Source organism: Consotaella salsifontis (assembly GCF_900167365.1).
GTDB classification, from domain to species: Bacteria; Pseudomonadota; Alphaproteobacteria; order Rhizobiales; family Rhizobiaceae; genus Consotaella; species Consotaella salsifontis.
Genome location: NZ_FUXL01000008.1, coordinates 32,966 through 44,450, shown reverse-complemented (window position 1 = coordinate 44,450; position 11,485 = coordinate 32,966). Strand labels below are relative to the sequence as shown.

General features: G+C 64.7%; 13 protein-coding genes. 9 read left to right on the top strand and 4 right to left on the bottom strand.

All coding sequences use genetic code 11. The annotated features are described in order from the left end of the window. Nucleotides 1-7 precede the first annotated feature (7 nt). The 8 genes from B5D38_RS12615 (at nucleotide 8) to B5D38_RS12580 (ending at nucleotide 7,059) form a co-directional block, all read left to right on the top strand. Nucleotides 8-574: a hypothetical protein gene (locus tag B5D38_RS12615; protein ID WP_078708795.1), complete on the top strand. Its 567-nt coding sequence runs from the start codon at nucleotides 8-10 to the stop codon at nucleotides 572-574. Nucleotides 575-723: 149 nt separating this feature from the next. Beyond that, nucleotides 724-1,119, top strand: coding sequence for an AGROH133_08824 family phage infection protein (locus B5D38_RS12610; protein WP_245319178.1), 396 nt, complete (start codon nucleotides 724-726; stop codon nucleotides 1,117-1,119). Nucleotides 1,120-1,362: 243 nt separating this feature from the next. Further along, nucleotides 1,363-1,923, top strand: a complete 561-nt coding sequence (locus tag B5D38_RS12605; protein ID WP_078708793.1) for a F0F1 ATP synthase subunit delta — start codon at nucleotides 1,363-1,365, stop codon at nucleotides 1,921-1,923. After that, on the top strand, nucleotides 1,923-3,452 hold the full coding sequence (atpA, locus tag B5D38_RS12600) for a F0F1 ATP synthase subunit alpha (RefSeq protein WP_078708792.1): 1,530 nt from the start codon (nucleotides 1,923-1,925) through the stop codon (nucleotides 3,450-3,452). Before B5D38_RS12605 ends, atpA begins: the two co-directional genes overlap by 1 nt. 40 nt (nucleotides 3,453-3,492) lie before the next feature. Then, nucleotides 3,493-4,374 (top strand): F0F1 ATP synthase subunit gamma, encoded by an 882-nt coding sequence (locus tag B5D38_RS12595; protein WP_078708791.1) that lies wholly within the window; start codon nucleotides 3,493-3,495, stop codon nucleotides 4,372-4,374. A gap of 21 nt (nucleotides 4,375-4,395) precedes the next feature. After that, entirely contained in the window at nucleotides 4,396-5,847 is a 1,452-nt protein-coding gene (atpD, locus tag B5D38_RS12590; protein WP_078708790.1) for a F0F1 ATP synthase subunit beta, read from the top strand. Between the two features lie 33 nt (nucleotides 5,848-5,880). After that, on the top strand, nucleotides 5,881-6,285 hold the full coding sequence (locus B5D38_RS12585; protein ID WP_078708789.1) for a F0F1 ATP synthase subunit epsilon: 405 nt from the start codon (nucleotides 5,881-5,883) through the stop codon (nucleotides 6,283-6,285). 69 nt (nucleotides 6,286-6,354) lie between these two features. Then, entirely contained in the window at nucleotides 6,355-7,059 is a 705-nt protein-coding gene (locus B5D38_RS12580) for an aspartate/glutamate racemase family protein (RefSeq protein ID WP_078708788.1), read from the top strand. Nucleotides 7,060-7,144: 85 nt separating this feature from the next. Here B5D38_RS12580 and B5D38_RS12575 read toward each other — a convergent pair whose 3' ends face one another. Further along, a complete protein-coding gene (locus tag B5D38_RS12575) occupies nucleotides 7,145-7,621 on the bottom strand; it encodes a cupin domain-containing protein (protein WP_078708787.1) in 477 nt (158 codons plus the stop codon). A gap of 69 nt (nucleotides 7,622-7,690) precedes the next feature. Between B5D38_RS12575 and B5D38_RS12570 the strand changes: the two genes are divergently transcribed. Next, nucleotides 7,691-8,284: a TetR/AcrR family transcriptional regulator gene (locus tag B5D38_RS12570; protein WP_165690851.1), complete on the top strand. Its 594-nt coding sequence runs from the start codon at nucleotides 7,691-7,693 to the stop codon at nucleotides 8,282-8,284. Between the two features lie 50 nt (nucleotides 8,285-8,334). On the opposite strand, the gene murA is transcribed toward B5D38_RS12570, so the two are convergent. The 3 genes from murA to B5D38_RS12555 all read right to left on the bottom strand — a co-directional run bounded on the left by murA (nucleotide 8,335) and on the right by B5D38_RS12555 (nucleotide 11,450). Beyond that, nucleotides 8,335-9,645 (bottom strand): UDP-N-acetylglucosamine 1-carboxyvinyltransferase, encoded by a 1,311-nt coding sequence (gene murA / locus B5D38_RS12565; RefSeq protein ID WP_078708785.1) that lies wholly within the window; start codon nucleotides 9,643-9,645, stop codon nucleotides 8,335-8,337. An 87-nt stretch (nucleotides 9,646-9,732) separates the two neighbouring features. After that, nucleotides 9,733-10,239, bottom strand: coding sequence for an RNA pyrophosphohydrolase (locus B5D38_RS12560; RefSeq protein ID WP_078708784.1), 507 nt, complete (start codon nucleotides 10,237-10,239; stop codon nucleotides 9,733-9,735). 68 nt (nucleotides 10,240-10,307) lie between these two features. Beyond that, a complete protein-coding gene (locus B5D38_RS12555; RefSeq protein ID WP_078708783.1) occupies nucleotides 10,308-11,450 on the bottom strand; it encodes a divergent polysaccharide deacetylase family protein in 1,143 nt (380 codons plus the stop codon). Between the last annotated feature and the right edge of the window lie 35 nt (nucleotides 11,451-11,485).

The following is an 11,485-nucleotide window of genomic DNA, read 5'->3' as shown; positions in this document are numbered from 1 at the left end:
AGGACCAATGCGGCGAATTGCGAGCGTGATGCGAATCGGATGGGCGGCGAGCGCCATGGCGGCGTTCCTGATGACAAACATGACGGCGCTGCCGGCGGCGGCTCAGGATGCGGCGGCCAAGCCGGGGCAGGAGCAGCAGCCGACGAACGAGGGACAGGCCACCGGGCCGCTCGCCATCGGTCAGATCCATTGGTATCCCGTGGATGCCGCGTGCACCTTCTTTACCGCCGACGGGCACGCGGCCTTCGCCGAGAATCAGCCGGACACCTGGCAGTTCGTCTTCATCACGATGCGTGAGACGCGCGGCGCGAAAGGCGACGCCCAGCCGCTTGAACACGGCTACGTCATGACCAACGGGCTCTTGCGCGAGCTGGAAAAGGTGAAGTCGGCCCCCGATGGCGAGGGCAACACCGTCACCGTTTGGCGAAGCGCTGGCGAGCCGCGCATCAACGTCAACATGAAGCTCATCGATGACGGAAAATCCGGCAATGTGGTGAATTTCAAGGGACAGATGACGCTCTTCTGGGGCGACAAGAAAGAGGTGCTCGACGTTCTCGGCCGCTGCCAGAACTGAGGGCTTCGAACGCGCTAGCGTCACAGCGCCGACGGGCGCCTTCCTTTTGTGTCAGGAAGCCCGCTATAAGCGACCCGCCGAAGACGGCGTCGATGCCGCCCCTTGCCTTTGAGCGGCCCGGCTCATGATCGTGAAGGATGCGTCACGCCATGCAATTCGTGCTGCCTCAGTCCTTGGCCGATTGGCTGCCTTTCGCCGCCGCTCTTGTGACGGTGCTCTACGGACTCTGGGTGCTGATCGCGCCGGGCATGGCGTTCCAGACCATCGGCGAGCGCGACCGCCGCTATCATGCCCGCTCCCTCGCGAGCGCACGGGGTGACATCGGCGGCTTTCACCTCGGCGTCGGGCTGATGGTTCTGGCCATGTACGACCAGCCCTTTCTCCAGCTCGCCCTCGGCGCGGGCTGGTTGATCGCTGCCTTCGGCCGCCTCGTCTCGCTGGCCGCGGACCGCAGCTTCGCGTTCGAGAACGCCGTTCGGCTGCTCGTCAGTCTCGCCCTGGCGGGTCTCAGTCTCGCCCCGCCGCTCGGCTATCTTCCGGTCTGATTTCAGCGCATCTGGCAACGGCCTGACGCATGATCGCGCCAGCTGCACCAAGAGCCTGTTGGATGAGGCTTTTGGCGTGTTGTCGCGGGCAAATGCCTATGCTAGACGGTCCTCATTTCCGTAAGAGAATATGCCCACTTGGCAGTCGGAAGGCGGAAAAAGGGTCGAGGCTTCAAGGCGCTGGTCGGTCACTTCCGCTCGACGAGGTGGCGCCTGGGATGGAATGAAGAGAAACGATCGTCCGTGTCACAGTCATCCTCTCCGGTATCGGGAGTTGCAGAACGCTACGCCCAGTCGCTCTACGAACTCGCTCGTGACGAGAACAGGATCAGTGCCGTCGAGACTGAACTCGACGCGTTCGGTCGGCTGGTGGAAGAGAGCGAGGATTTCCGCCGTCTGGTGGAAAGTCCTGTCTTCTCTTCCGAGGAGCAGCTTCGCGCCGTCTCGGCTATCGCCGTCAAGATCGGTTCGAGCGAGCTGACCAGCAACTTCCTCAAGGTCATCGCCGCCAATCGGCGCCTCTTTGCGCTGCCCTCCATGATCAAGGCTTTCCACCGCCTCGCAGCCGAGGGCCGGGGCGAGGCCGAGGCGGAGGTCGTCAGCGCCGAGGCGCTCACCGATGTGCAGCGCCGGGATCTGGCTGAGGCCATCGCGGCCTATTCCGGCAAGTCCGTCACGCTTCGTGAGCGTGTCGATCCCGATATTCTCGGCGGGCTCGTGGTTCGTGTTGGCTCGCGCCAGATCGACACCTCGATTCGCACCAAATTGAATTCCCTTAAGCTCGCACTGAAAGAGGTCGGCTGATGGATATCCGCGCTGCGGAAATCTCCGCAATCCTGAAGGACCAGATCAAGAACTTCGGCAAGGAGGCCGAGGTTTCGGAAGTTGGTCAGGTTCTCTCGGTCGGCGACGGCATCGCCCGCGTCTATGGCCTCGACCAGTGTCAGGCGGGCGAGATGCTGGAGTTTGCCGGCGGCGTGCGCGGCATGGCGCTCAACCTCGAACGCGACAATGTCGGCGTCGTCATCTTCGGTTCTGACCGCGAGATCAAGGAAGGCGACACGGTCAAGCGGACCGGCGCCATCGTCGAGGTGCCGGTGGGCAAGGGCCTGCTCGGCCGCGTCATCGACGGCCTCGGCAATCCGATCGATGGCAAGGGCCCGATCGAAGGGGCCGAGTTCCGCCGCGTCGACGTGAAGGCGCCGGGCATCATTCCGCGCAAATCGGTGCACGAGCCGATGTCGACCGGCCTCAAGGCCATCGATGCGCTGATTCCCATCGGGCGCGGCCAGCGCGAGCTGGTGATCGGCGATCGTCAGACCGGCAAGTCCGCGATCATCCTCGATACCTTCCTCAACCAGAAGCCGGCGCACGACGAGAATCGCGAGAAGGACAAGCTCTACTGCATCTACGTCGCCGTGGGTCAGAAGCGCTCGACGGTCGCGCAGCTCGTTCGCGTGCTCGAGGAGCGCGGTGCGATGGAGTATTCCATCGTCGTGGCCGCGACGGCGTCCGATCCGGCGCCGTTGCAGTACATCGCGCCCTTCGCCGGCTGCGCCATCGGCGAGTATTTCCGCGACAACGGCATGCACGCCCTGATCGCCTATGACGATCTCTCCAAGCAGGCGGTTGCCTATCGTCAGGTGTCGCTGCTTCTGCGCCGCCCGCCGGGGCGCGAGGCCTATCCGGGCGACGTCTTCTATCTCCATTCGCGCCTTCTGGAGCGTGCCGCCAAGCTGAGCGATGCCAACGGCGCCGGTTCGCTGACCGCGCTTCCGGTGATCGAGACCCAAGCCAACGACGTGTCGGCCTATATTCCGACCAACGTGATCTCGATCACGGACGGCCAGATCTTCCTGGAGACCAATCTGTTCTACCAGGGCATTCGTCCCGCGGTGAACGTCGGCCTGTCGGTCAGCCGCGTCGGCTCCGCCGCGCAGATCAAGGCGATGAAGCAGGTGGCCGGCTCCATCAAGGGCGAGCTCGCGCAGTATCGCGAGATGGCGGCTTTCGCGCAGTTCGGTTCGGATCTCGATGCGGCGACGCAGCGTCTTCTCAATCGCGGCGCGCGCCTCACCGAGCTCCTGAAGCAGCCTCAGTTCTCTCCGTTGAAGACGGAGGAGCAGGTGGCGGTGATCTTCGCCGGCACGCAGGGCTACCTCGACAAGCTTCAGGTCTCCCAGGTGGGCGCGTTCGAACAGGGTCTGCTCTCCATGCTGCGGACCGAGCACAAGGACGTGCTCGACGCCATCGCCAGCGAGAAGCAGCTCACCGACGACATTCGCGCGCGTCTGAAGAAGGTGATCGATTCCTTCGCGAAGAAGTTCAGCTGATCGCTGAACCTGCAGCTCAAAGGGGAGACGGCACCTCGCCATGCCTTCGCTAAAGGACCTTCGAAACCGCATCGCCTCGGTCAAGGCGACGCAGAAGATCACCAAGGCCATGCAGATGGTCGCGGCGGCCAAGCTCCGCCGTGCCCAGGAAGCGGCCGAGGCGGCGCGGCCCTATGCAGAACGCATGGCCAAGGTGCTGGCTAATATCGCCGGCGCCATGGAGGGGGACGCGCCGACGCTGATGACGGGGACGGGCAAGTCCGACACCCATCTTCTGGTCGTTTTCGCCTCCGACCGCGGTCTGGCCGGCAGCTTCAACGCCAACATCGTCAAGCTGGCGCGGGCGCACCAGCGCCGGCTCGAGGCGGAGGGCAAGACGGTGAAGTTCGTCGCTGTCGGACGCAAGGCGTTCGACCTGATGCGGCGCGACCTCACCGACAAGATCGTCGACCGCACCGACATGCGCGAGGTCAAGCAGATCGGCTTTTCGAACGCCGACCAGATTGGCAGCCGCATCATCGAGCGATTCAACGCCGGGGAGTTCGACGTCTGCACCATCTTCTTCGCCACCTTCCAGAACGTCATCACGCAGGTGCCGACGGCGCTGCAGGTGATCCCGGCGGTGGTGGAGACGGAGGAGGCGCCGCAGACGGCAACGGCAGGGGGCGCGGTCTACGACTACGAGCCCGATCCTGTCGCGATCCTCGAAGATCTCATTCCGCGCAACATCAAGATCCAGATCTACCGCGCGCTCCTGGAAAACGCCGCGTCCGAGCAGGGCGCGCGCATGAGCGCGATGGACAACGCCACCCGCAACGCCGGCGACATGATCGACAAGCTGACGATCTCGTACAACCGGCAGCGTCAGGCGCAGATCACCACCGAACTCATCGAGATCATCTCGGGCGCGGAAGCGCTCTGACGTTTGAGAAGGAGGCCAGCCTTGGCTGACACGATTTCCAAAGGCGTAGCGACTGGCCGTGTGGCCCAGGTCATCGGCGCCGTCGTTGACGTCGAGTTCGACGATCATCTGCCCGCAATTCTGAATGCGCTCGAGACCGACAATGGCGGCCGTCGTCTGGTGCTGGAAGTCGCGCAGCATCTCGGCGAAAACACCGTCCGCACCATCGCCATGGACCTCACCGAGGGCCTGGTGCGCGGTCAGCCGGTGGTGGACACCGGTAGCCCGATCCTGGTGCCGGTGGGCGACGAGACCCTCGGCCGCATCATGAACGTTATCGGCGAGCCGATCGACGAGGCCGGGCCGATCAACGCGGCCGAGAAGCGCGGCATCCATCAGCCGGCGCCTGCCTTTATCGAGCAGTCGCCAGAATCGCAGATCTTGGTAACGGGCATCAAGGTCATCGACCTCCTTGCTCCCTACGCCCGCGGCGGCAAGGTGGGCCTGTTCGGCGGCGCCGGCGTCGGCAAGACGGTGCTGATCCAGGAACTGATCAACAACATCGCGCGCGCCCATGGCGGCTACTCGGTATTCGCCGGCGTCGGTGAGCGCACCCGCGAGGGCAACGATCTCTATCACGAGATGATCGAATCGGGCGTGAACAAGGATCCCCACGAGCATGGCTCCGCGGCGGGCTCCAAGGCCGCACTGATCTACGGCCAGATGAACGAGCCGCCGGGGGCCCGCGCCCGTGTCGCTCTCTCGGGCCTCACTGTGGCGGAGCATTTCCGCGACCAGGGACAGGATGTTCTCTTCTTCGTCGACAATATCTTCCGCTTCACCCAGGCGGGCTCCGAGGTGTCGGCGCTTCTCGGCCGCATTCCCTCGGCGGTGGGCTATCAGCCGACGCTCGCCACCGACATGGGCGACATGCAGGAGCGGATCACCACCACGACGAAGGGCTCGATCACCTCGGTTCAGGCGATCTACGTGCCCGCCGACGATCTGACCGATCCGGCGCCGGCGACCTCCTTCGCGCACTTGGACGCGACCACGGTGCTGTCGCGCGCGATCTCGGAAAAGGGCATCTACCCGGCGGTGGACCCGCTTGATTCGACCTCGCGCATCCTTTCGCCGATGATCCTCGGCGAGGAGCACTACACGGTGGCGCGCAAGGTCCAGCAGACGCTTCAGAAGTACAAGTCTCTGCAGGACATCATCGCCATTCTGGGCATGGACGAGCTGTCGGAAGAGGACAAGCTCACCGTCGCGCGCGCCCGCAAGATCGAGCGCTTCCTTTCGCAGCCCTTCTTCGTCGCCGAGGTGTTCACCGGCTCGCCCGGTCAGCTCGTGCCGCTGGAAGACACGATCCGCTCGTTCAAGGGACTGGTGAACGGCGAGTACGATCACCTGCCCGAGGCTGCCTTCTACATGGTCGGCACAATCGAGCAGGCGGTGGAAAAGGCCCAGAAGCTGGCCGCCGAGGCGGCTTAATGGCGGCTGCGGCGCTGCTACGGAGGAACACCGATGGCTGATGCGTTTCGTCTGGAGCTGGTGTCTCCCGAGCGGCTGCTTCTGTCGGAGGACGTGACGGCGGTCATCGTCCCCGGCAGCGAGGGCTACATGACCGTGATGGCGCATCATCAGCCGCTCATCGCGACCATGAAGCCGGGGCTTGTCGTCGGCACACTCGCCAGCGGTGGAGAGAAGCGGTTCTACGTGCGCGGTGGATTCGCCGACGTGACGCTGGAGTCCTGCACTCTGCTTGCCGAGCAGGCGGTCCCGATGGAGGAGTTCAGCGAGGCCGATATCGAGCAGCAGATCCGGGACACCGAAGAGGATGTCGCCGACGCCGCGACGGACGAGGCGCGCATGAAGGCGCAGCTTCAGCTTGCCGAGCTCCGCAACGTGCGCGATGTTCTCGGCATGTGACGCGGCTTCAATAACGAAGCGTGAGAAGGGCCGGCCTAGCGCCGGCCTTTTGCATTTGGGAGCTTTGACATGAAGACCATCGGCCTGATCGGCGGAATGAGCTGGGAGAGCTCGGCCGAATACTACCGGATCATCAACCGCCGCGTGCGCGAACGTGTCGGCGGCGTCCATTCGGCGCGCAGCCTCATGCTGTCGGTCGATTTCGGCGAGATCGAGCGGCTGCAACATGCCGGCGACTGGTCCGCCCTGACGGATGAGCTGGTCAGCGCGGCGCGGGCGCTGGAGCGCGGTGGGGCGGATTTCCTTCTGATCTGCACCAACACGATGCACCGAATGGCCGAGGAGGTTGCCTCGGCGGTCGCAATTCCGCTGCTCCATATCGCCGACCCGACGGCCGAAGCGATCCGCAAGGCCGGGCTTCGCAGAGTCGGTTTGCTCGGCACGGCTTTTACCATGGAGCAGCCCTTCTACAAGGATCGCCTTACCGATTCTCACGGACTGGAGGTGCTAGTTCCTGAAGCCGACGATCGCGCGCGCGTTCACGAGATCATCTATCGCGAGCTCGTCGCCGGCATCGTGAACCCGCAATCGCGGTCGATCTATCGTGAGATCATTGAGCGACTGATCGCAGAGGGCGCCGAGGCGATCATCCTTGGATGCACGGAGATCATGCTGCTGGTGAAGCCGGAGGACAGCGCCGTTCCGCTCTTCGATACGACGACGCTCCACGCCGAGGCGGCGGTTGAGATGGCGCTTGGCGCAACGACTGACTGAAAGGCGATGCCCGTCGCTTCCGAACCGCGCGAACGCGTCCCGCACTGGGCGCTCCGGCGGATCGTCCTCGCCGGAGCGTCGCCTGCTACTCCTGAGGCAGCATCTCGATTCCGTACCGGCCCGCCGCTGTCATCAGCCTCGGGATGTCGGGCGGGGCCATCGGCGGGGCGGCATCAGCACTCTCGACCGGATCACCCGCCTCGATGAAGAAGCGGTCGTGAATGCCAGCGGGCACATTGATGATGAGCATGCGCGAAGGCGTGTCTTCATCGTTCCAGAAGCCGTGCGGGGTGCCGCGCGGGACGTAGATGAACTCTCCCGGCCCGGCCACGCGCGTCTTCCCGTCCAGGAAGAAACGGTAGTGCCCTTCCAGGACATAGAAGGCCTCGGCGTCGTCGCGCTGGAGGTGGGGAGGGGTTCCCTGGCCGGTGCCGGTCTTTACCTCGACCAGGGAGAACGCGCCTTCCGTTTCCGCTGCCGTGGCCTTGAACGTGATGAGGGTTCCGAGAAGATGGACGATGTCTCCGACCTTGGGCGGAGCGTATGAGACTGCGATGGTCATGACCTGCTCCTTACGTTATGATATTGATGTCGCTTAACGAGACAATCGTCTCATAACTGGATGAGCAGCATGAGTCAAGTCACCGGCGAGCGTGTGGCGCAGAAGCGCCGTACCCGCAGCGCCCTCCTGGCCGCCACACGGGAGCTCCTGGCGGAGGGACATCAGCCGACTGTTCCTGAAGCGGCCGACCGGGCCGAAATCTCACGGGCCACGGCCTATCGCTATTTCTCCAACCCAGAGGAGTTGGCGGAGGAGGCCGTTCTCGACGCGATCGCGGGCGAGCTGGAGAAGGTCGACCTGAGCTCCGTCATGCGGATCGAAGATGCCGAGACGCGGGTGGAAGAAGTCGTCTCCTCGGTATTGGGGATGGTCATCGAAAACGAGAAAATGTTCCGCACCTACCTCGGCGTGACGTTGGGAAGCGGTTCTGCCCGACGCCGAGGCGCACGCCGTATCGGATGGCTGAAGGAGGCGATGGAGCCGATGCGTGAAGCGCTGGGAGAGGCCGCATTCGCGCGTGCCGTGAATGCTCTCTCGCTGACCGTCGGCATCGAGACGATCATCGTCTTCAAAGACGTCTGCGGTCTGGACGAGGAGGAAATCCACGCAACCGCGCGCTGGCTGACGCGTGCTGTCCTGGCCCAGTGCCGCGCCGGCGGGTGAACCGCGCGAACGCGCAAGAGCCGCGCGGGCTTTGGCCTCCCTTAGATGCTCTATTGGCGAGCCGGGACGCGTTTGATTCGCGCGCCGATGGCGTTCAGCCGCTCCTCGATACGTTCGTAACCCCGCTCAATCTGTTGCGCGTTGTTGATCGTCGACGTGCCTTCCGCGCCCATCGCCGCGATCAGCATCGCCATTCCGGCACGGATGTCCGGGCTTTCCAGGCGAGCCGCCTTCAGTTGGGTGGGGCCCGAAACGACCGCCCGATGCGGATCGCAGAGAACGATGCGCGCGCCCATTGCGATCAGCTTGTCGACGAAGAACATTCGCGACTCGAACATCTTCTCGAACATCAGCACCATGCCGTCGCATTGCGTCGCCGTGACGATGGCGATCGACATGGTGTCCGCTGGAAAAGCCGGCCAAGGCTGATCCTCGATCTTCGGCACGTGGCCCCCGAAGTCCGGCACGATCTTTTTCGATTGGTCGGCGTGGACGACCAAGTCGTCGCCATCGATGTCGCACACGATTCCCAGCCGCTCGAATCCCATCAGGGTCGAGCGCAAGTGGCGTACGCCGGCATTGGTGATTCGAATTTCCGAATTGGTCACGGCCGCCAAACCGATGAGCGACCCCACCTCGATGTGGTCGGGACCGATCCTGTATGCTGCTCCCGACAGCTGGCCGCCTCCGTGGATCGTCATGCAATTGGTGCCGATGCCTTCGATCCGCACACCGATCGCAACGAGGAAGAGGGCCAGGTCCTGCACGTGCGGCTCCGACGCGCAATTGCGCAGGACGGTCGTTCCCTCGGCGGCAGCGGCGGCGCACATCGCGTTTTCCGTCGCCGTTACGGACGGCTCGTCGAGAAAGACGTCCGCGCCGACGAGTTTGCCCGCACGGAAATTGTATACGCCTTCGAGGTTGATCTCGGCCCCGAGCTGACGGAGCGCGAGGAAATGGCTGTCCAGGCGCCGCCGGCCGATCACGTCTCCGCCCGGCGGCGGCAACGTAATCTGGCCGCAGCGGGCCAGAACCGGGCCGGCGAGGAGGATGGAGGCGCGGATGCGCGACCACAGATCCGGGTCGAGGTCCGTTGGGTGAACCTCGCGCGCATGAACGCGTAAGGCGTTTCTGCCAGTCCATTCCGCTTCGACGCCGAGCGAGGACAACAACTGCACCAGAGCCTCGACATCGCGGATCCGCGGCACGTTGGAGAGCTCTACCGGCTGATCCGTGAGCAGGGCGGCCGCGATGATGGGTAGGGCCGCATTCTTGTTGCCCGAGGGCTCGATTGACCCGGAGAGGCGATGACCGCCCTCGACGATGTACTCAATTCTCTCTGCGGGTTTGGGAACAGCCATGTGGAGCGACGTCGTTTCCGGAATTGAGAATCGGGAGGCGCTGGGCGGCCGATGGGGCGCGCCGCGACCGGACCGGTTGGCGGTTTGCTATGCGTGCTCCAGATGGCGGAATTCGGCGATGACGGCGTCGTAGACCGGGCGCTTGAACGGCACGATCAGCTCCAGGACCTCATCCATCGACTTCCAATCCCAGGCCTGAAACTCCGTCTCGTGGCCGCCGGGGGGTGGATCGATCTCAATCTCGCTGTTCTCGCCATGGAAGCGGAAAGCGAACCACTTCTGGGTTTGTCCACGGAACCGGCCTTTCAGCGCGACACCGACCAGCTCCGGCGGCAGATCGTAATTGATCCAGCCTTTGGTTTCCGCCAGAAGCTCGACGGAGCGGATGCCGGTCTCCTCGTAGAGCTCGCGCTTGGCGGCGACGAGCGGCTCCTCGCCTGAATCAGTGCCGCCCTGGGGCATCTGCCAGAGCTGCGTCGAGCCCGACAGCTCGTGCTGTTCCCCGACCTTCCGGCGGCCGACCCAGACGAGCCCCTCACGATTAAGGACCATGATGCCGACGCAGGGGCGGTAGGGGAGTTGGGTGGCGGGCATGAATGAACCGGTTTTGAACGACGTGCCCTCGGACTTATAGCGCCGCCGTCACAAAGGAAAGACAGGCGTCAGCGCCGTTCCGGGTCGAGAGCGAGGTCCGAGACCGGCACGACCTCGACGCCCCGCTCGCGCGCCTCGTCGATCCAGGATGCGATGGCGTCCACCGACTCCCTGAAGGCGGAGGCGATGCCGATGGCCGAGCCTTTGGCCCTGGCGGTGCGCTCCAGCGCGTCGAGCTGGGACTGGAGGTCGGCCGCCGTGCGGCTCTGATCGATCTGGATATCGGCCCGTGCGAAAGGCGCCTGCTCATTGACCGCGGTTTCCTGGGCAAGGCTGCGCGCGGAAGCCCCGTCGTCGAAGAACAGAAGCCCCCGGCGCGCCGTCTCGTCCAGAAGCGCCTTCGTGGCTGCCTCGTCAGAGGTCACTCGCGCGCCCATGAAGGGCATGATGCCGACATAGTTGGTCATTCGCCCGAGCGACCAGTCGAGATCGTCCATTTGCCCGGCGTTGACGTCGTCGACCGTCACGGTGTGCTCGCCGGGCGTGACATTGGGATACCCGAAGGGCTCCATCGGCACCTGAAGGATGAGCTCGTGGCCTTCCCGGCGCGCGTCCTGCATCCAGCGGGAAAGGCTGTTTCCTGCCGAGGCGAAGGCTAGGGTGACACCCGCTGGCAGGCGGTTGATGGCATATTGGGAGCCGGTCTGGCTGATGCCGAGGCCGCCGACCACAATGGCGATCCTCGTGCCAAGGTTTTGCGCCGGCGCGCCGGCATAGACGTCCAGAGGGCGTCGGCCGTCCGGTCCGCGCACCGGCAGCGGCCCGAAGGGCGAGGATTCGATGAGAGCGTCGTCCGGGATGTGCGCCTGCTGTGGGGCTTGCCGCAGCGAACCCGGCTCGCTGACCACGAGGGGTGCCGCACCGACCGCCGGCGTGCCGATATCCTCCGGGCCGCGCTGGATGGTGGGGACGGGCGTCGAGGGAAGCGAGGGCATCGCCTCGCGTTCCACCGCGACGGGCGTTGCCGATGCCGCCGTCGGGTCGTAGCGCGCCTCGCGCCGCTCCGGCTGCAGAAGGGCTGTCGCCGCCGATCCGGCCGCGAGCATCACGAACAGCACGGCCACGCCGACACCCCTCGCGGTGAAGCGGCGGGGAGGGCGGGGCGGCTGCGGCTCTTCGAGGCCGAGAGGGCGGTAGAGATCAATCGGCATGATCGTTCTTTAGACAAACCAACTGGCGCGAGCCT